Genomic DNA, 20277 nt, shown 5'->3' with positions numbered 1-20277 from the left:
GACGTCATAGGGATCGGCTGCTCGGGCGACCGATCCCTCTGGCATTGCTTGGCTTCTGCTGCGGGGTTGTCGGGTCTGCTCACCCGCAGCCCATCGCTGGCGCCGGCTCAGGACCCGTAGTGCAGCACGCCGTCGGTCAGTGAGCCCCGGCGGATCAGCCGGCGGTCGGCGAGGTAGTTCTGCTTCAGCAGCCAGGGAGCGCGGTCGCCCTGCTTGGGGAGGTGATCCAGCGAACGGAGCACATAGCCGGACTCCAGATCCATGAAAGGGCGCTCGGCGACGGTGTCGTCCGGCATCGGCACCACGGTGCGGTAGCCGTGCTCGTCGAGAAAGCTCAGCAGGCGCGCGACGAAGTCGGCGACCAGGTCGGCCTTCAGCGTCCAGGAGGCGTTGGTGTAGCCGACGGTGTAGACGAGGTTGGGCACGCCGGCGAGCATCAACGCCTTGTAGGCCATCGTCTCCGGCAGCCTCACCTCCGCGCCGTCGACCGAGAGCACCGCACCGCCGAAGGCGAGCAGGCACAGCCCGGTCGCGGCCACCACGACGTCTGCCTCCAGCTCGCGCCCCGACGCCAGTCGGATCCCGGTCGGCGTGAAGGTCTCGACGGTGTCCGTGACGACCTCGGCGCTGCCATCGGAGAGCACCTTGAACAGATCGCCGTCCGGGACGAAGCACATCCGCTGGTCCCACGGATCGTAGGGGGGCGTGAAGTGGGTGGCGACGTCGTACCCCTCGGGCAGGGCCTTCTGCGTCCCGAGCCGCAACAGCCGACGCAGCGTGCCCGGCGCCTTGCGGGAGAACTGGTAGAGACCGATGGCCACCAGGATGCTCTTCCAACGGACCAGGTCGTAGGAGCGCTGGGCTGAGAGCCGCCGGCCCAGCTGCGCGGCGACCGGGTCGACCTGCGGCACCGACAAGACGTACGACGGCGTGCGCTGCAGCATCGTCACGTGGGCGGCGGCAGGCGCCATCGCGGGGACCAGAGTGACCGCCGTCGCTCCGGAGCCGATCACGACCACCCGCTTGCCGGTGTAGTCGAGCCCCTCTGGCCAGTGCTGAGGGTGGATCAGGGCGCCGCCGAAGCTCTCCTCCCCGGGGAAGTGCGGCCGGTGGCCGGCCGCGTAGTCGTAGTAGCCGCTGCACACCCACAACAGGCTGCAGGTCATCTCGACGGTCTGGTCGCCGTGCTGCACGGTCACCGTCCAGCGCGCCTCGGCTGAATCCCAGTCGGCCGCCGTCACCCGATGCTCGTATCGGATGTGCCGGTCGACGCCGTACTCCGCGGCGGTCTCGCGGACGTAGGCCAGGATCGACGGGCCGTCGGCCAGTGCCTGCTGGCCCGGCCAAGGCTTGAACCGGTAGCCCAGGGTGTACATGTCGGAGTCCGAGCGGACGCCGGGATAGCGGAACAGGTCCCACGTCCCCCCGCTAGCCGAGCGGGCCTCCACGAGCGCGTAGGACTTTTCGGGGTGCTCGCGGACCAGGGTTGCGGCCGCGCCGATCCCCGACAGTCCGGCTCCCACGATGAGGACATCGAGGTGCTCGACCGGAGCATGACTCATGCTGCGACACTAGCCGGTGGTGCCACCGCTATGGGCGCCGGTAGCGCTCCACGAACGCGCCCAGAATCCGCTCCGGCTGGGTCACCGACGAGGCCCGCGCCATCTCCTTGAGAGAGGCCGCCTCGCCGGGCGGGAAGTAGCCGTAGTCGCGGTAGGCGTCGATGCGGGTGCACAGCCCGTCGACGTCCAGCTCCGGGTGGAACTGGGTGGCGTAGACGTGCTGGCCGATCCGGAACGCCTGCACCGGGCAGCGCTCACCCGTGGCCAGCAGCACCGCGCCGTCGGGGAGGCGGGTGACCGCCTCCTTGTGGCCGAGAAAGGCCTCGAACTCGTCGGTCAGACCACCGAGGACGGGATCGGCGCGGCCCGCCTCGGTCAACCGGATCACCGCGCGGCCGACCGGCTCGCCGTACGTCCGATCCACCAGGCCGCCCTCGAGCACTCCCAGCGTGCCGACCCCGTAGCAGGCGCCGAGGAACGGGGCGTCCGCGGCGACCACCCGGCGGGCCAGGGCGTTCAACTCGGCCTCCACCCGCCGCTGGGTGGACGACTTCTCGTCGCCGGGATCGCTGACGTTGAACGGGCCACCGCCCAAGATGAGCCCGGAGTACGACGACAGGTCGACCTCGCCGAGCGGACCCGCCTCGAGACGACGCCGCTCGAGGCTCGCCTCGTCGAGGCCGCAGTAGTGGAGGAACGCGGCGTACTCGTTGTCCGCGGCCTCGTCCTCGGCGCGCGTGCCGAGGAACAAGAAGGGCTTCACGCTGGTCTGGGTCGGCCGCCGGGAGCGGTCAGTCCTGTGGCGTGATGTGCAACCAGGGCCGGCTCAGATCGAACCGGCGGCCGGAGATCTCGGTGGGCGTGATCTCGACGACGTTGTACTTCAGCGTCGGCACCCACGGCCGCAACGGCACGTTCTCCGCGCGATGCTCCTCGTCCTCGTCGAGCTTGCGAGCGGTGCCACGGACGATGACGCTCCACGCCGACTCCTCGGTGTAGTCGTCGACCTCGAACGCGACATCGGGGTTCATCACCACCGCCAGCAACTTGGAGCCCTCCGCGGTCCGGAACAGCAGGGTGTCCTCGTCGATGGCGTAGTTCACCGGTGCGATGTGCACCTGCTCGGCGAGGTGGAAGCCCAGGCGTCCGAACTCCTTGGCTCGGATCAGCTCCCAGCACTCCTCGGTCGACAGCACGTGGACGGGGTCTTCCTCACTCATCGCCCCTCCCCTCGTCGTCCCCCGCGATCGTCAGGGGTCCTACGGGAAATCTACGACCCCGAGTCCCCGCCCGACACCTCGGGTCCGGCCACCGGTCGCCTGGGTCACACCGGGCAGGATCAGGTGGGGAGCACCCGGCGCAGGAACTGGCGGGTCCGCTCCTCCTCCGGCGCGGTGAAGATCCGCTCCGGCTCGCCCCGCTCGAGGATGCGACCGCCGTCGAGGAAGCACACCTGGGTGGCGATCTCCCGGGCAAAGCTCATCTCGTGGGTGGCCAGCACCATGGTCGTCCCGTCCGCGGCGAGGTCGCGCACGATGGCGAGCACCTCGCCGACCAGCTCGGGGTCCAAGGCGGCAGTGATCTCGTCGAGCAGGAGCAAGGCGGGCTCGGTCGCCAGCGCCCGGGCCAGCGCCACCCGCTGCTGCTGACCCCCCGAGAGCCGGTCGGGATGCGCGGTGGCCTTCTCGGCGAGCCCGATCCGCTCCAACAGCTCGCGCGCACGCGACTCGGCCTTCGCACGGGCCACGCCGTGCACCTTGCGGGGCGCGAGGGTGATGTTGTCGAGCACGGTCAGGTGCGGGAAGAGGTTGTAGGACTGGAACACCATGCCCAGCCGGCCGCGCACCTCGCGCCGGTTGACCCGCGGATCGGAGACCTCCTGACCCTGGAAGCAGATGACGCCGTCGTCGATCTCCTCCAGCAGGTTCACACAGCGCAGCAGGGTCGACTTGCCCGACCCCGACGAGCCGATCAGGCAGATCACGTCACCTCGCAACACGGTCAGGTCGATGTCGGCCAGCACCACGCGGTCGGCGTAGGACTTGCGGAGGTTGCTCACCTCCAGCACGGGCTCGCTCATCGCGCCCCCGCCCGCTCCCGCTCGGCCATCCGACGTTGCAGCCAGTCGGTGAGCCGCGCCAGCGGGATGGTGAGCACGACGAAGAACGCCGCGACGACGACCATCGGGGTGTAGTTGAAGTTGTAGTTGCCGTAGTCCTGCGCCGCCCAGACGCCGTCGAGCACCCCGACCACGAACACCAGGGCAGTGTCCTTCTGCAGCGAGACGAAGTCGTTGAGCAGAGGGGGTACGACGCGGCGCACGGCCTGCGGGACGACCACGTGTCGCATGGCCTGGCCGCGGCTGAGGCCGAGTGCCTCGGCACTGGCGACCTGGGAGGGATGGATCGACTCGATGCCGGAGCGGAAGACCTCGGCGACGTAGGCGCCGTACGACAACACCAGAGCGACGATCGACCAGAACAGTCCACTGTTCGGCACCCCCTGCAGCTGTAGCGCCGGCATCCCGAAGGCGAACAGCATCACCAGCAGCAGGGTGGGGATGCCACGGAACAGGTCGGTGTAGACGACGGCGATGATCCGGAGCGGCGTCAGCCATGGTGCACGGGCCTGTCGGGCGAGCGCGACCGCGAGCGCCAAGACCAAGATGAGTGGCTCGGCGATCAAGAAGATGATCACGTTGTAGCGCCAGAACCCCTTCCAGATCTCGGGGAACGACGCCTTCGCGTGCTCGACGGAGAAGAAGGTGTCGCGCACGGTGGGCCAGCCGGGCGAGCTGACCACGGCCAGGATCACCGCGCCGAAGAAGACGACGACGGCGACAGAAGCGATCAGCAGCGACCGCCGCGACATGCTGCGGCGGGTCTCTCGGCGCTCCAGCTCACGGGCGCTGGGCTGCCACAGGTCGGGCATCCTCGGGGGCTACTGCAGGACGGGCACGTCCACGGTGTCGGACAGCCAGCGCTGCTCGATTTGGTCGAGCGTGCCGTCGTCCTTGAGCGCCTGCAGTGCCTGGTTGACGCACGGCACCAGCGGCGAGCCCTTCGCGAAGAGCATCCCGAACTCCTCCTGCTCACCGCTCTCCGCCTGGAACTGGCCGATGATCGAGGCCTTCGGGATCTCCACCGCGACGATGTAGAACGCGGTCGGCAGGTCGGCCAGGATCGCGTCGACCTGGTCGTTCATCAGTGCCTGCTTCGCGGCGTTGGTGTTGGGGAACACCAGCGGCTCGGTGTCCGGCTGGATCACGTCGCGGATCGCGGACAGCGAGGTGGTGCCGGTCTGCGCCCCCAACCTGAGCCCCTTGAGGTCGGCCAGGCTGGTGGCGCTGGCCGCGGGGCTGTCGTCGAGGGCGATGACGGCCTGGGAGGCGGCGTAATAGCCGTCTGAGAAGTCGACCACCTTCGCCCGGGCCGGCGTGATCGAGATCTGGTTGATGTCGAAGTCGAAGTTCTTGTCGCCCGGCTTGTAGGAGCTGTTGAACGGCACCTTCACCCAGGTCACCTGATCGCGGGCGAAGCCGAGCTGGTCGGCAACGGCGTAGGCCACGGCCGACTCGAAACCCTTGCCGTTGCTCGGGTCGTTGTTCTTGAACCACGGGTCGTAGGCCGGCGAGTCGGTGCCGATGGTCAGCGCCCCCGGTGTGAGGGTCTGCATCGAGTCCGGCGTGCAGGCATCGGCCGAAGGAGAGGGGCCACCCGCCGAGTCGGAGGCTTTGGACGAGGAGTCGTCGACGGGTGCGCACGCCACGGCCGCCATCAGCAGCGGGGTGGCGAGGAACAGGGCGCGCAGACGCAGATGCATGCCCGCATCGTAGGCCCGCCGGGCGGCTGGGGTGGCACCGGCTCGCGTCCTGATGATCTCGTAGGGTGAGCCGACGCGCGGCGCGCCGAGGGCGCCCGAGGCAGGGGAGCGAACCGATGAGCCACCAGTCCACCGTCGACTCCACCATCGACCGGGAATCCACCCAGGCGCCGTACTCCCACCTGCTCTCCCCGCTGACGATCGGGTCGCTGACCCTGCGCAACCGGGTCGTGATGGGGTCGATGCACACCGGCCTGGAGGATCGGGCCTGGGACCTGCCCAAGCTGACGGCGTACTTCGTCGAGCGTGCTCGAGGCGGTGTCGGCCTGATGATCACCGGCGGCTACGCCCCGACCAAACGCGGTTGGCTCAAGCCGTTCGCCTCCGAGATGACCCATCGACTGCAGGCGATGCGACACCGTGCCCTGACCGATGCCGTCCACGAGGCAGACGGCGCGATCGCGCTCCAGGTGTTGCACGCGGGACGCTACGGCTACCACCCGCTGAGCGTCGGGGCGTCCACGATGAAATCGCCGATCACGCCGTTCAAGCCGTCAGCACTGTCGACGAAGGGAGTCGACGAGACCGCGACCGCCTTCGCGGACTCGGTGGCACTGGCCCGGAAGGCCGGCTACGACGCGGTCGAGATCATGGGCTCCGAGGGATACCTGATCAACCAGTTCCTCACCGCGCGCACCAACGATCGGACCGACAGCTGGGGTGGCTCGGCGACGAACCGGATGCGTTTCCCCGTCGAGATCGTTCGCCGCTGCCGCGCCCTGGTCGGCGACGACTTCCCGATCATCTACCGGATCTCGCTGCTGGACCTGGTCGAGGGCGGCCAGACCTGGGAGGAGACCCTCGAGCTGGCCGCGCTGTTGGAGGAGAGCGGTGTCAGCGTGCTCAACACCGGCATCGGCTGGCACGAGGCCCGGGTGCCGACCATCATCACGCAAGTGCCGCGGGGGGCCTGGGTGTCGGCGACGGCGCGGCTGAAGAAGGCCGTCTCGGTGCCGGTCTGCGCCTCCAACCGGATCAACACGCCGGAGCTGGCCGAGCAGATCCTCGCCGAGGGCAGTGCCGACCTGGTCTCGATGGCACGGCCGTTGCTGGCCGACCCCGCGTTCGTGGACAAGGCGGCGACCGGCCGAGCCGACGAGATCAACACCTGCATCGCGTGCAACCAGGCCTGCCTGGACCACGTCTTCGCCAACCAGCGCGCCTCCTGTCTGGTCAACCCGCGCGCCTGCCGCGAGACCACGCTGGTGTTGACACCGACCCGGACCCGCCGGACCGTGGCGGTCGTGGGCGCCGGGCCGGCCGGCCTCGCCGCGGCAACCTCGGCCGCCGAACGTGGCTTCGCGGTGACCCTCTTCGAGCGCGCCTCCTCGATCGGCGGCCAGTTCCGGCTCGCCATGCGTGTCCCTGGCAAGGAGGACTTCGCCGACACGCTGCGCTATTTCTCCCGGCGGCTCGAGGTCCTCAAGGTCGAGGTCCGGCTCGACACCGCCCCCTCTGCGGACGAGTTGGTCGCCTTCGACGAAGTCGTGGTCGCCACGGGCGTGCGCCCGCGGACCCCGGTCGTCGAGGGGATCGACCACCCCAGCGTGGCGTCGTACGCCCAGGTGCTGAACGGCAGCGTCGTCCCTGGACGCCGGGTCGCGGTGATCGGCGCCGGCGGCATCGGTGTCGACGTCTCGGTCTTCTTGACCCACGAGCCGGAAACCCTCGAGGAGTGGAGGTCGCACTGGGGCGTCACCGACCCATCCCTGCATCGCGGCGGTCTGACCGAGGCCAAGCCGCGGGTGGCGGCGCGCGAGGTCACCCTGCTGCAGCGCAAGGAGACGCCGATCGGGATCGGTCTCGGCAAGACCTCCGGCTGGGCGCACCGAGCCGTGCTCAAGCAGAGCGGGGTGCGGCTGGTCAGTGGCGCCTCCTACGACCGGATCGACGACGCCGGCCTTTGGGTCACGGTGGACGGCACCTCCCGCTTGCTCGAGGTCGACCAGGTGGTCGTCTGCGCCGGGCAGGAGCCGGTGCGGGGGGTGTACGACGAGCTGGTCGACGTCGTGGGCGCCACCGCAGCCGGCGATCCTCGACCAGCCGGAGCCGGCCCGCGCCTGCACCTCATCGGTGGCGCCGACGTCGCTGCCGAGCTGGACGCCAAGCGCGCCATCGAGCAGGGCACTCGGGTCGCCGCCGCCCTCTGAGTCATCGCTCGCTGCCCCGCGTCTACGCTGAGCCGGTGATCCGCGATCTCACCGACTCAGAAGCCCGCCGCGCCCTGCCGGCGAAGTGGGGGATGGCCGATCCCGACGTGATCCCGGCCTGGGTGGCTGAGATGGACTACGCCCTGGCCCCACCGATCAGCGAGGCACTGCTCGATGCCGTCCGAGCCGGACGGACCGGCTACCCGGCCTTCGACGGCGGTGGCCCGCTCGGCGAGGCCTATGCCGCCTTCGCGGATCGTCAGTTCGGCCACCAGGTCGACCCCGACCAGGTGTTGCCCGTCGTCGACGTGACCGCGGGTGTGCGGGTCGCCCTGGATGTGCTCAGCTCACCAGGACCGATGGTGATGCCGGTGCCCGCCTACCACCCGCAGCTGCGGATCGCCGAGATCACCGGTCGCCAGCGAGCCGACCTGGTCCTCGACCCCGACGCCCAGCACGCCGGCCTCGACCTGGATCGCCTCGACCGGCTGTTCGCCGACGGAGCCCGCACCCTGCTGCTGACTCAACCGCACAATCCCTGGGGACGCGCGTTCACCCGAGCCGAGCTGGAAGGCGTGCGTGACGTGGTGGTCCGCCACCGAGCCCGGGTGATCTCCGACGAGATCCACGCCCCGCTGGTGCTGCCCGGCGCCGAGCAGGTGCCCTACCTCTCCATCGAGGGCACCGCGGACCATGCCGTCGCCCTGGTGGCGGCCTCCAAGGCGTTCAACATCGCGGGGCTCAAGTGCGCCCAGATCGTGACTGCCGATCCCGCTACTCGCGACCGACTGCTCGACATCCCCTATGCCCGCAACGACTCCTGGTCCTCGCTCGGCGTGACCGCGAGCGTCGCGGCGTACACCCACGGCGACAACTGGCTCGCCGCCCTGATCACGCGGTTGGACCAGCAGCGCACCCTCCTCGCCCAGCTGCTAGCCGAGCACCTCCCCGAGGCGCGAATGCGACCACTCGAGGCGACCTATCTGGCCTGGATCGACCTGCGCGCCTACGGCTACGACGACCCGGCCGCCGCGCTGCTCGACAAGGGCCGGGTCTGGGTCAACCCAGGCCACGACTACCATCCGGGCCTGCCCGGCCACATCCGCCTCAATATCGCCACCTCCCCCGCCCGGCTCACCGAGATCGTCACCCGGATGGCCCGCACCCTGCCTGCCTAACCTCTCCCGAGTTCGGCCCGGGCTCAGGGTGCGGAACTTGGCCCCTCAGGATGCGGAGCGAACGCGCATCAAGGTGGCGCGCCCCTGCACACGGACCTTCTCCAGCCGGCGCCCGGAGGCCTCCACGTCCAGCCACCGTCGGACGATCGCCCGCTCGTCGGCGCGGTCGGTGTCGTCGAGGACCACCAAGGCGCCCTCTGGGAGCCGATCGGCGAGCAGCGGGAAGGCGGGATAGCGCGCCTGGGACGCGATCGCACCGATCGGGCCGTCGACGAACAAGATGTCGACCGGACCAATGTCGGGCAGGCCCGCCAGGTCGTACCACAACGCCGTGCTGCCGTCGGGGAGGTCGACGTCTATCAGCGGCGCATCGAGCACCGTGGCGAACTCGTCCACTCCGTGACCGTGGAGGTAGCCGCGGGTCTCCTCGGCGAAGGCGGGGTCGGCATCGAGGGCCCACACCTGACCTCCGAAGCCGCGGGCCCGCACCACCAGCGCAGCCAGCACCGTCGAGCTTCCCGAGCCCAGGTCGAGAATGGTGACCGGACGACCGAGCCGCCGGATCTCCTCGGCGATTGCCAGCACCGAGCGGGTCGTGACCGCCCAGTGACCGAGCGCCGGCAACGGCCGGTCGTCCGAGGTGACCGCGTCGACCAGTCGCTGCAGATAGACGACGTCGGAGGGCAACGTGTCGAGGTGCACCCGTGCGGCTGCGATGTCCGCTCGGACCACGCCGGTCTGCCGGCGTGCCGTAGCGTCGTGGTCCGCGAGCGCCTTCTGCATCCGCGTCGAACGCGCACGCTGCTCCCGGGTCATCACCGAAAGCCGCAGATGGAGGCCCACCAGGGCGACGGCAAGGGCGACCCCGAGCACGGCTACCGCGGCGGCCAGATGACCAGTCGCGGCCAGGACCGCGGTCGCGATCGACAACACGGCGGCCGCTGGCAGTCCAAGCCTGGCCAGGCGGTCCTTCAACCTCGAGCCCTCCCGAGTCTTCCCGAGTCGACGTCCAACGCAGCCAGCCTAGTGGAGCCGAGCGAACCTGGAGCGTGCCGAACCGGTTTCCCAACGACAGACGGCCAGCGACGGGTGGTTAGGCTCCACGGATGCGCATCACCGTCATCGGTTGTGGATATCTCGGGGCCACCCATGCCGCGTGCATGGCCGAGCTGGGGCACGACGTGCTCGGTGTCGAGATCGACGACACCAAGCGCGCGACCTTGACCGACGGACGCGTCCCATTCCACGAGCCGGGCCTCGAGGAGCTGCTCGGTCGCCACGTCGCCTCCGGGCGGCTGCGCTTCACCGACTCGTTCGCCGAGGCCGGCGAGTTCGGCGACCTCCACTTCCTGTGTGTCGGCACACCGCAGGCCGCGATCGGCCTCGGGGCCGACCTGTCGGCCGTGTTCGCGGCCACCGAGGCGCTCGCCCCGCATCTGCGCCGTCCGACGCTGCTGGTCGGCAAGTCCACGGTTCCGGTGGGGACTGCGACCCGGCTGGCCGAGCGGTTGGCCGCTCTCGCACCGGTGTCGGCGGGGACGGAGCTGGCCTGGAACCCCGAGTTCCTGCGGGAGGGGTACGGCGTCGCGGACACGCTGCGGCCCGACCGACTGGTGCTCGGTGTGGACTCGGAGCGGAGCGAGAAGATCCTGCGCGGCTTCTACAGCGCCGCCATCGATGCCGGAACACCGGTCGTGGTGACCGACTTCGCCACCGCCGAGCTCGCGAAGGTCTCCGCCAACGCCTTCCTCGCCACCAAGATCTCCTTCATCAACGCCATCGCCGAGGTCTGCGACGCGTCGGGCGCCGACGTCACCGACCTAGCCGATGCGATGGGCTACGACCCCCGCATCGGCCGGTCGTTCCTCAACGCCGGCATCGGCTTCGGCGGCGGTTGTCTGCCGAAGGACATCCGCGCCTTCGTGCACCGCGCCGGCGAACTCGGGGTCGACGACGCGATGTCCTTCCTCCGACAGGTCGACGAGATCAACCAGCGGCGGCGCGCGCATCTGGTCACCACGGCCGTCGAGCTGCTCGATGGCCGGCCGACCGGACGTCGGGTCGGCGTCTGGGGGGCGGCCTTCAAACCCGAGAGCGACGACGTCCGCGACTCACCCGCCCTCTGGATCGCAGGTCAGCTTCATCTGCGGGGTGCCGAGATCACGGTCTACGACCCGCGGGCCAGCGACTCGGCGCGGCATACCTTCCCCACCCTGGCCTACGCCGCCTCGGCGTTGGACGCCGCCCGCGACGCCGATCTGGTGCTGCATCTCACCGAGTGGCAGGAGTTCCGCGATCTCGACATCGACCAGGTGACCGCGGTCGTGCGCCGGCCGATGCTGCTCGACGGCCGCAACGTGCTGGACTTCGCCGCGTGGCGCGATGCCGGCTGGACAGTGCACGGCTTCGGGCGCCGCTAGCCTCCGATCCCGACCCATCTCCCGCGGTGCTGTGGTGGCCCCGACCCATCTGCCGCGGTGCTGTGGTGGCCCCGACCCATCTGCCGCGGTGCTGTAGTGGCTTGGGACCCGGTATACGGGCCACTTTGCCACCATAGGACCGCGGCAGACGTCCACCGGCCGCGAGAGCCAGGCACCGCCCACACCCAGCGACCGGCCAGCAACCCTCAGCCCTCAGCGGCCGAGTCGGGAGGCGGAAACAGGCGACTCGGGCGAAAGCCGTCCCAGCGGGCGGCCACCCGGTGCTCGCCGAGGAAGCGGTCGAAGTCGGCCTCCCAAGTGTGGCCGGTGTCGGCCCGGCGGTAGATGTAGCCCAGCCCCTGGGTGCGGTAGACGCGACCACCTGCGCTGAGGACATCGGTGATCAGCGAGGCATCGACGTAGCGGAACACCGATCGGAAGCTGCCCACCTCCCGCAGCAGCGTGCGCTCGATCATCATGGTGCCGCCGGCGACGAAGCGGCCGTACTGCTCGGTGCCCTCGACCCTCCTCACGGTCTGGTCCGGACCCTCGAGGTAGGTGAGCTCCCAGGGCATGCCGACCAGCTCCGCGCCGCTGTAGCTGCGGGCGAGCAGGAGGTCGGTGACGAAGTCGGGGGCGTACCAGTCGTCGTCGTCCATCTTCACGATCAGGTCACCGGCTGCGGCGTTTGCAGCGGCAGACAGCACGTCGCCGAACCGCGTCTCGGCCGGCGCAGTGACGATCTGGGTCGTGACGTGGTCACCGGCCAGGCTCGCCACCTGGCCGGGATCGACCGCGAACCCGTGGGGAGCGAGCACCAGCTCAAGATCAGCACCGACCTGGTCGCGCACCTGCGCGAGGGCATGGTCGAGCCGGTCCGCGCGCTTGGTGGCCAGCACGATGCTGACCCGAGGACGGTACGGCGCGGGCAGGCCGGCGCGGGCACCCATCCGCGCTCGCCAGGCGGGCACGGCGAAGGCCGCATGGGCGGCCCGACGCAGCGCGATGCTGTACTCCTCGCGGGCGAGCTCGTCGGCCAGGTCGACCGGGGTTGCCAAGAGCTTGCTGGTCTCCGCGCCGAGGAGGTCGTCCGCCCACCCGGGCAGCTCCGCGCTCACCAAGGGAGTCCCACTCATCGCCAGGCCTGCCACCGTTGTCGCGAAGCTGAGGTCAACCGCGGTCGGCCAGGAGATGATCGCACCACTTTGCCGTCGGAGCGCATCCACCATCTGCTCGGTGGCACCCCGAGCGGCGGACGTGGTCAACTCGCGGTGGGCCAGGGAGAGCCTCGGTGTGCCGGGGGCAGGGAGATCCAGCCGAACCAATCCGCGCCGCGGCGACCGGTCGAAGCCGATCGGGTTGAGGATCCGAGCGTCCAGTGGCCCGATCCCGGGCTCGACCGTGACGTCGACGATCGTCGGTGCCCTGCCGGTGACATGGTGCTCGGTCGTCTCCACTCCAGCCGGGTCGTCGGTGAGGATGACGTCCGGCGGCGCTGGGCGTTCGCTCTCGTCGCGGCGCTCGGGGTCGCCGTACCTCCGGGCGTTGCTGTAGCCCGGTGGCGCGACAGCACCTCCGTGGACGGCGATCCGTAGGCCGCCCAGTGGTCGGAGATCTCGGCCGATGGCGAGCCGCGCCCACTCTGCGAACAGCCGGCGCGCGCCGACCCGGTCGCTCAGCTGGACCAGTTGGACCTGGGTGCTCCCCCGGCGCTGCGAGTCGACCTGCAGCAGGCTGGGCCAGGCGTCCGCGGGGGTCAGCGGGACGAGGGTGTCGGTCCAGCCCAACACCAGACCGAAGGAGGTGACCCGCCCGATCTTGGGCAGCGTCGGCACCAGCCGCTGGAGGGCGTCTCGGTCAGAAGCGACCACCACGATGCTGCGCCATGGTTCGGCCGCCGGAGGTGGCGCGGCCAGCGGCAGCAGGTGCACCTGGGCCGACTCGGGCAGTCGGTGAACCATCCGGTCGCAGTCGGGGTCGACCAGCACCAGCAGCGGCTCCGGTGCCTGGGCCAACAGTCGCAACGGGTCCCGATCCCCGGCTCGTCCCATGACGACTCAGCCTAATGGGACGTCGCACCGCACGACGTCATCCCCTCCGGTGACCCCGGCCACCAATTCGCACGCCGTCCGCCGGCGTCGTACGACGTCTCGCGGATCAGCGACGGTGAGCAGCGATCACCTGGGCATACCACTCGAAGGAGCGCTTGGGGGTCCGCACCTGGGTGTCGAAGTCGACGTGCACCAGGCCGAACCGCTTGGTGTAGCCCTCCGCCCACTCGAAGTTGTCCAGCAGGCTCCAGACGTAGTAGCCACGGACGTCCACGCCGATCCGGATCGCATCGGCGATCGCGCGCAGATGCTCGTCGAGATAGTCGATCCGCAGCTGGTCGTCGACCACGCCCTCCGCATCCGGACCCGTGTTGTAGGCGCAGCCGGACTCGGTGACCAAGATGGGCGGCAGCGCGGCGCGGAACCGGGCACGCATGGTGATCAGCCACTCCCGCAGCCCGTCGGGGACCACCGGCCAGCCGAAGTCGGTGGTGTCGTAGCCGACGATGTCGCGGAACTCGAAGGGCATCGGCGCGTCGTCGTCGGCAGCGGCGATCCGCATCGGGTTGTAGTAGTTGACGCCGTAGAAGTCCAACGGCTGCCGGATGGCGGCGAGGTCGCCCGGCAGGGCGTACTCCTCCATCAGATCAGCCAGGTCGATCGGGTAGCGACCGAGCAGCATCGGTCCGGCGAACAGGTCGTTCCAGAGTTGGTCGAACAGCTTGGTGGCGCCGACGTCGGCGTCGTCCTCGCTTGCCGGCCACATCGGCGAGTGGTTGTTGGCGCAACCGACGCTGGCCGCACCTGCCTCCCGAAGAGCCATCGCGGCGCGACCGTGCGCAAGGAGCAGGTGGTGCGCCACGGGCAGGGCATCGAACATCAGCACCTTGCCAGGAGCGTGCACACCGGTCGCATAGCCGAGGTTCATCACCACGTTGGGCTCGTTGACCGGCACCCAGTGCTCCACCCGGTCGGCCAGTCGCTCGCCGACCACGGCGGCGTACTCCGCGAAGCGGTCCACGGTGGCTCGGTTGAGCCAGCCGCCATCGTCCTCCAGGGCCTGCGGCAGGTCCCAGTGATAGAGGGTCGCCATCGGCTTGACGCCCGCGCCGACGAGCTCGTCGACCAGACGGTCGTAGAAGTCGAGGCCGGCCTGGTTGACCGACCCCGATCCGGTGGGAAAGATCCGCGGCCAGGAGATGGAGAACCGGTAGCCGTCGCTGCCGAGCCGCTTCATCAGCGCGACGTCCTCGACATAGCGGTGGTAGTGGTCGCACGCCACGTCACCGGTCGAGCCGTCCACGACCCGGTCCGGCTCGTGGGTGAAGGTGTCCCAGATGCTCAGGCCCTTCCCGTCCTCGGCCACGGCGCCCTCGATCTGGTACGACGCCGTGCTGGTGCCGAAACGGAAACCCTCGGGCAGTCGTGGCAGATCGCCCCCGGTTTCAGCCTTGCGTGAGACCACAGTCGTCCTCCCCGGAGCCGGCCGGTCCGCGCTCCCCCGGAACCCTAGCGGCCCGCTCTGTGCCGGGAAGGTGAAACGTGGGCATAGAGACTCCGCGATTGGGATGGTGCCCGCGGGGCGGCAGCCCCCACTCGCGGAATCTCTTCTGTGGAAGGTCTACTTCTTCTCGCGCCAGCCGCGTTCGAAGGGCAGTCGCCAGGTGCTGGGTGCGATCAGCTGGTGGATCTGGTTGGGGCCCCAGGAGCCCTCGGCGTAGGGCCGGACTGGCGGGAGGTTGTCCAACAGCGGCGCGGAGATCTCCCACAGCCGCTCCACGCCGTCGGCGGTGGTGAACAGGGTGTGGTTGCCCTTGACCGCGTCGAGGATGAGTCGCTCGTAGGCCTCCAGCACCGATCCGGCCCAGTCCGTCTCCTCGACCGCGAACTGCATGGACAGCTTGTCGAGCCGGAACCCTGGGCCGGGCCGCTTGCCGTAGAACGACAACGACATCTTCGCCTTGTCGGCAAGGTCGAAGGTCAGGTGGTCCGGACCATTCTGACCGACCCCGGAGCCAGCGGGGAACATCGACTTCGGTGGCTCTTTGAACGCGATCGAGATGATCCGCTGACCCTCGGCCAACCGCTTCCCGGTGCGCAGATAGAACGGCACCCCTGCCCAACGCCAGTTGTCCACGAAGCACCTCAGGGCAATGAAGGTCTCCGTCTCCGAGCCGGGCGCGACACCCGGCTCGGCCAGGTAGCCGTTGTACTGACCGCGGACCACGTCCTCCGGCGAGATCGGCAGCATCGAGCGGAAGACCTTGTTCTTCTCCTCGGTGATCGACTGCGGATCGAGCGCTGTGGGCGCCTCCATCGCGGTGAAGGCGAGGATCTGGAACAGGTGAGTCACCACCATGTCGCGGTAGGCGCCGGTCGCCTCGTAGAACGACGCCCGCTGCTCGAGGCCGAGCTTCTCGGGCACGTCGATCTGGACGTGGTCGATCATGTTCCTGTTCCACACCGGCTCGAAGAGTCCGTTGGCGAACCGGAACGCCAAGATGTTGAGCGCCGGCTCCTTGCCCAAGAAGTGGTCGATGCGGAAGATCTGCTTCTCGTCGAACACCTCGTGCAACGAAGTGTTCAGCCGACGCGCGGAGGAGAGGTCGGTGCCGAACGGCTTCTCCATGATGATTCGGCTGTCCTTGGCCAACCCCGCCTCACCCAGCGTCTTGACCACCGCCAACGCGGCGGCCGGGGGCACGGAGAGGTAGTGCAGCCGCTGGTAGCCGTCCGGGTTGTTCCGCTCGGCCTCCTCGACGCCCGTGCGCAGGCCCTCAGGCGTGCCGCCCGGCGCCCAGAACAGACGCTGGGAGAAGTCCGCCCACTGATCCTCCGACACGTCGTGGCTGTGCTCGTCCAACGACTTGCGGGCCAGCGCGATGAACGAGTCGCGGTCGTAGTCGTCGAGCGAAGTGCCCACGACCCGCAGATCCGGCAGCAAACCGGTCCGGGAGAGGTGGAACAGCCCCGGCAGCAACTTGCGCTTCGCTAGGTCTCCGGTCGCCCCGAAGAGTACGACGGTCGTGGGCGGGCCCGCGCTGCCCTCCGGCGGCTGTGTCATCACACTCATGCCGACAGCGTGGCACTTCCCTCGTCCTCAGTCACCACTGTCTCGCGGTGGAGGATGTTGCCGTTTGGGCCCAAACCGCAACATTCCGGCCGACTTTCATGTCGTTTGGGCCCAAACCGCAACGATGTCGAGCGGCCGAGTCACCCGGCGGGTAGGTTGACATAGGTGGTGTCGAGATACTCCTCGATGCCCTCGAAGCTGCCTTCGCGACCGAAGCCGGACTGCTTGACGCCACCGAACGGTGCGGCCGGGTTGGAGACCAGCCCGGTGTTGATGCCGACCATGCCGTACTGCAGCGCCTCAGAGACCCGGATGGTGCGGGCCAGGTCGCGCGTGTAGACGTAGGCAGCGAGGCCGTACTCGGTGTTGTTGGCCCGCGCGATCGCCTCTTCCTCGGCCGCGAACGTGGCGATCGGGGCGACCGGGCCGAAGATCTCCTGCAGGTTGATCTCGGCGTCCGACGGCACGTTGGTGAGCACGGTCGGCTGGAAGAAGCTGCCGGGGCCCTCGACGGCCTGGCCGCCGAGCACCACGGTGGCACCCTCCACAACGGCGTCGTCGACCATCTTGCGGACGGACTCGACCGCCTTGTCGTCGATCAGCGGCCCGACGTCGACGCCGGCGTCCTGACCGCGGCCGACGGTCAGGGCGCCCATCCGCTCGGCGAGCTTGCGGCCGAACTCCTCGGCCACCCCTTCTTGGACGAGGAACCGGTTGGCTGCGGTGCACGCCTCGCCCATGTTGCGCATCTTCGCCAGCATCGCGCCATCGACCGCGGCGTCCACGTCGGCGTCGTCGAAGACGATGAACGGCGCGTTGCCGCCGAGCTCCATACTGAGCCGCTGCAGCTGGTCGGCCGATTGGCGGACCAGCACCTTGCCGACACTGGTCGAGCCGGTGAAGCTCACCTTGCGCAAGCGGCCGTCGGCCATCAGCGCCTCGGACAGCAGCGGCGAGTGCGTGGTGGTGACCACGTTGAGCACGCCGGGGGGGAGCCCGGCCTCCTCCAGCAGCGCTGCCAGGGCCAACGTGGTGAGCGGGGTCAGCTCGGCGGGCTTGGCGACCATCGTGCAGCCGGCCGCGACGGCGGGTCCGATCTTGCGGGTGCCCATGGCGAGCGGGAAGTTCCAGGGCAGCAAGAACAGGCACGGGCCCACCGGCTTGCGGATGGTCAGCAGCCGACTGCCACCCGCGGGTGCCTGCATCCAGCGGCCGTGGATGCGCACGGCCTCCTCGCTGAACCAGCGGAAGAACTCCGCCCCGTAGGTCACCTCGCCGCGCGCCTCTGCCAACGGCTTGCCCATCTCGAGGCTCATCAGCTCGGCGAAGTCGTCGGCGCGCTCGGTGAGCAACTCGAACGCGCGCCGGAGGATCTCGCCTCGCTCGCGTGGGGCCGAGGTGGCCCAGTCGGCCTGTGCCGCGGCTGCTGCGTCGAGGGCAGCCAGGGCATCCTCGGCGCTGGCATCCGCGATCTCGGTGATGATGGACCCGTCGGCCGGGTCCTTGACCCCGAACCTGATCCCGCTGGCCGCCTGCCGCCATTGACCGCCGATGAAGAGCGCGCGATGCTCGGGCGCCAACAGGTCTAGTGCACTCATCGGTGCCGCTGCCTTTCCTCGTGAAATCGTCGAAACGGCCACGATCGGAGCCGTCCCCGTTACCATAGTGCTACCCGTCATTGGACGGACTGGAGACTCCGGGCTCCTCGCTGACCCCATGCAGCGAGGGGCCCGGTCTCTTTTTCCACCCCAGGTGTGACGGACTAGTCAGCCAGACAATCGGCCCGATCCTCTTGTGCTCGCGGCCGATCTGGAGTTGTTTGGGATCCATGGCTGACAAGGTGAAGGACCGTAGAGCATCCGGCCAAGATCTCGAGGCGAGCAGCCCCGACAAGATCCGCAATGTCGTGCTGATCGGACCGGGTGGATCGGGCAAGACCACCCTCGTCGAGACGCTGCTCGCCTCCAGCGGAGCAATCCCTCGGGCCGGCTCGGTCCGAGACGGCTCCACCGTCACCGACTTCGAGGATGCGGAGCAGGCGCACCAGCGGTCCATCTCGCTCGCCCTCGCCCCCTTGGTGCACCGTGGCACCAAGATCAACCTGATCGACACCCCGGGCTATGCCGACTTCGTCGGCGAGCTGCGCGCCGGGCTGCGTGCGGCCGACTGCGCTCTGTTCGTGATCGCGGCCAACGACGGCGTGGACGCCGGCACCCAGGCACTGTGGCGCGAGTGCGCGGAGGTCGGCATGCCTCGCGCGGTCGTGATCACCAAGCTGGACCAGGCACGTGCCGACTATGACGGCGTGCTGGGGGCCGCCCAGGCCGCCTTCGGCGACAAGGTGATGCCGCTCTACCTCCCGGTGCGCGACGGCGAGGAGGTGACCGCGTTGGCGGGCCTGCTGTCGCCCAGTGAGCACGCGGACGACGACCAGCGCGGCTCCCTGATCGAGGCCGTCATCGAGGAGTCCGAGGACGAGACCCTGATGGATCGCTACCTCGGCGGCGAGGAGATCGCCGAGGATGTCCTGGTCGCCGACCTCGAGAAGGCGGTCGCCACGGGCTCCTTCTTCCCGGTCGTGCCGGTCTGCTCGGTGACCGGGGTGGGCTGCACCGAACTGCTCGATCTCGCCGTGCGGGCCTTTCCGTCGCCTCCCGAGCACGTCAGCCCGGACGTCTTCACCCCGGCCGGCGCCGAGTCCGGGGCCATCACCTGCGACCCGTCCGGGCCCTTGGTGGCCGAGATCGTGAAGACGACCAGCGATCCGTACGTCGGTCGTCTCAGCCTCGTTCGCGTCTTCTCGGGCACGCTGCAGCCCGAGCAGGTCGTGCACGTGTCCGGACACTTCACCTCGTTCTTCGGCGAGGGCTCCGGCCACGAGGACCACGACGAGGACGAGAAGGTCGGCAGTCTGTCCTACGCCTTCGGCCGGAGCCAGGTGCCCACTGGCAGCGTGGTCGCCGGCGATCTGTGCGCCATCGGCCGACTCACCCGCGCCGAGACCGGCGACACCCTCTCCTCCCCCGACGACCCACGGGTGCTGCGGCCGTGGTCGATGCCCGAGCCGCTGCTGCCGGTCGCGATCGTCGCGCAGTCCAAGGCCGACGAGGACAAGATGTCCACCGCGTTGTCCAGGATCGCCGCCGAGGACCCCAGCCTGCGCATCGAGAACAACTCCGAGACCCATCAGCTGGTGGTCTGGTGTATGGGCGAGGCCCACGCCGACGTCGCGTTGGAGCGACTCTCCGCGCGGTTCGGCGTCCATGTCGACCAGACCCCCTTCCTGGTCTCGCTGCGGGAGACCTTCAGTGGCCCCGGAAAGGGCCACGGCCGACACGTCAAGCAGTCGGGTGGTCACGGGCAGTACGCCGTCTGCGACATCGAGGTCGAGCCCCTTCCCGAGGGCGGTGGCTTCGAGTTCGTCGACAAGGTCGTCGGCGGATCGGTGCCGCGCCAGTTCATTCCCTCCGTGGAGAAGGGCGTGCGCGCCCAGATGGAGCGTGGCGTCCGGGCTGGCTACCCCGTCGTCGACCTGCGGGTGACCCTGGTCGACGGCAAGGCGCACTCGGTCGACTCCTCCGACATGGCGTTCCAGATGGCCGGGTCGCTCGGACTGCGTGAGGCCGCCGAGGCGACCACGGTGACGATGCTGGAGCCCTACGACACGGTCACCGTGGTCGTGCCCGACGGCATGATCGGTGGAGTCATGTCGGACCTCTCGGCGCGGCGGGGTCGGCTGCTCGGCACCGACAAGTCCGGCGACGACCGGACCGTCGTCCGCGCCGAGGTGCCCCAGACCGAGTTGGTCCGCTATGCCATCGACCTGCGCTCGTCGACCCATGGCGCCGGCACCTTCACCCGGGCCTTCGCCCACTACGAGCCGATGCCCGAGGACGTGGCCCGCAACGTCACGCCCCGGGAGACCCACTGAGAACGTGTTCGGGGCGATCGGGCGGGTGGA

The 20277-nt window shown here is 69.5% G+C and carries 15 protein-coding genes; 4 read left to right on the top strand and 11 right to left on the bottom strand.

Annotated elements, in window-relative coordinates; genetic code table 11:
- Window positions 1-107: 107 nt before the first annotated feature.
- The 6 genes from QM714_RS14485 to QM714_RS14460 all read right to left on the bottom strand — a co-directional run bounded on the left by QM714_RS14485 (window position 108) and on the right by QM714_RS14460 (window position 5384).
- Window positions 108-1562: a flavin-containing monooxygenase gene (locus QM714_RS14485; protein WP_415101775.1), complete on the bottom strand. Its 1455-nt coding sequence runs from the start codon at window positions 1560-1562 to the stop codon at window positions 108-110.
- Window positions 1563-1590: 28 nt separating this feature from the next.
- Window positions 1591-2325: a glutamine amidotransferase gene (locus QM714_RS14480; RefSeq protein WP_415101773.1), complete on the bottom strand. Its 735-nt coding sequence runs from the start codon at window positions 2323-2325 to the stop codon at window positions 1591-1593.
- Window positions 2326-2353: 28 nt separating this feature from the next.
- The gene (locus tag QM714_RS14475) at window positions 2354-2782 is read right to left on the bottom strand and encodes a pyridoxamine 5'-phosphate oxidase family protein (protein WP_415101771.1); all 429 of its coding nucleotides are present in this window, start codon (window positions 2780-2782) and stop codon (window positions 2354-2356) included.
- 119 nt (window positions 2783-2901) lie between these two features.
- Window positions 2902-3642, bottom strand: coding sequence for an amino acid ABC transporter ATP-binding protein (locus QM714_RS14470; RefSeq protein ID WP_415101769.1), 741 nt, complete (start codon window positions 3640-3642; stop codon window positions 2902-2904).
- On the bottom strand, window positions 3639-4493 hold the full coding sequence (locus tag QM714_RS14465; RefSeq protein WP_415101767.1) for an amino acid ABC transporter permease: 855 nt from the start codon (window positions 4491-4493) through the stop codon (window positions 3639-3641). The genes QM714_RS14470 and QM714_RS14465 overlap by 4 nt, the downstream gene beginning before the upstream one ends.
- A gap of 9 nt (window positions 4494-4502) precedes the next feature.
- A complete protein-coding gene (locus QM714_RS14460; protein ID WP_415101765.1) occupies window positions 4503-5384 on the bottom strand; it encodes an ABC transporter substrate-binding protein in 882 nt (293 codons plus the stop codon).
- 116 nt (window positions 5385-5500) lie between these two features.
- On the opposite strand from QM714_RS14460, the gene QM714_RS14455 reads away from it, so the two are divergent.
- Together QM714_RS14455 and QM714_RS14450 are read left to right on the top strand one after the other, a co-directional pair.
- The gene (locus tag QM714_RS14455; RefSeq protein ID WP_415101763.1) at window positions 5501-7594 is read left to right on the top strand and encodes an FAD-dependent oxidoreductase; all 2094 of its coding nucleotides are present in this window, start codon (window positions 5501-5503) and stop codon (window positions 7592-7594) included.
- Between the two features lie 35 nt (window positions 7595-7629).
- Window positions 7630-8772: a MalY/PatB family protein gene (locus tag QM714_RS14450; protein ID WP_415101761.1), complete on the top strand. Its 1143-nt coding sequence runs from the start codon at window positions 7630-7632 to the stop codon at window positions 8770-8772.
- Between the two features lie 45 nt (window positions 8773-8817).
- Here the strand turns inward: QM714_RS14450 and QM714_RS14445 are convergent, their stop codons facing one another.
- Window positions 8818-9747: a class I SAM-dependent methyltransferase gene (locus QM714_RS14445; RefSeq protein WP_415101759.1), complete on the bottom strand. Its 930-nt coding sequence runs from the start codon at window positions 9745-9747 to the stop codon at window positions 8818-8820.
- Between the two features lie 131 nt (window positions 9748-9878).
- Between QM714_RS14445 and QM714_RS14440 the strand changes: the two genes are divergently transcribed.
- A complete protein-coding gene (locus QM714_RS14440; RefSeq protein WP_415101757.1) occupies window positions 9879-11192 on the top strand; it encodes a UDP-glucose dehydrogenase family protein in 1314 nt (437 codons plus the stop codon).
- Between the two features lie 206 nt (window positions 11193-11398).
- Here the strand turns inward: QM714_RS14440 and QM714_RS14435 are convergent, their stop codons facing one another.
- The 4 genes from QM714_RS14435 to QM714_RS14420 all read right to left on the bottom strand — a co-directional run bounded on the left by QM714_RS14435 (window position 11399) and on the right by QM714_RS14420 (window position 17914).
- Entirely contained in the window at window positions 11399-13243 is a 1845-nt protein-coding gene (locus QM714_RS14435) for a hypothetical protein (RefSeq protein WP_415101755.1), read from the bottom strand.
- 106 nt (window positions 13244-13349) lie between these two features.
- On the bottom strand, window positions 13350-14708 hold the full coding sequence (locus QM714_RS14430; RefSeq protein WP_415101753.1) for a GH1 family beta-glucosidase: 1359 nt from the start codon (window positions 14706-14708) through the stop codon (window positions 13350-13352).
- A gap of 156 nt (window positions 14709-14864) precedes the next feature.
- A complete protein-coding gene (zwf, locus tag QM714_RS14425; protein ID WP_415101751.1) occupies window positions 14865-16316 on the bottom strand; it encodes a glucose-6-phosphate dehydrogenase in 1452 nt (483 codons plus the stop codon).
- Window positions 16317-16456: 140 nt separating this feature from the next.
- A complete protein-coding gene (locus QM714_RS14420; RefSeq protein ID WP_415101749.1) occupies window positions 16457-17914 on the bottom strand; it encodes an NAD-dependent succinate-semialdehyde dehydrogenase in 1458 nt (485 codons plus the stop codon).
- Window positions 17915-18144: 230 nt separating this feature from the next.
- Between QM714_RS14420 and QM714_RS14415 the strand changes: the two genes are divergently transcribed.
- On the top strand, window positions 18145-20247 hold the full coding sequence (locus tag QM714_RS14415) for an elongation factor G-like protein EF-G2 (protein ID WP_415101747.1): 2103 nt from the start codon (window positions 18145-18147) through the stop codon (window positions 20245-20247).
- The last annotated feature ends 30 nt before the right edge of the window (window positions 20248-20277 follow it).

This window comes from Nocardioides sp. (assembly GCF_047602075.1).
Lineage (GTDB): Bacteria > Actinomycetota > Actinomycetes > Propionibacteriales > Nocardioidaceae > Nocardioides.
The sequence above is the reverse complement of the archived record's forward strand: the minus strand, read 5'-3'. Positions and strand labels throughout refer to the sequence as shown.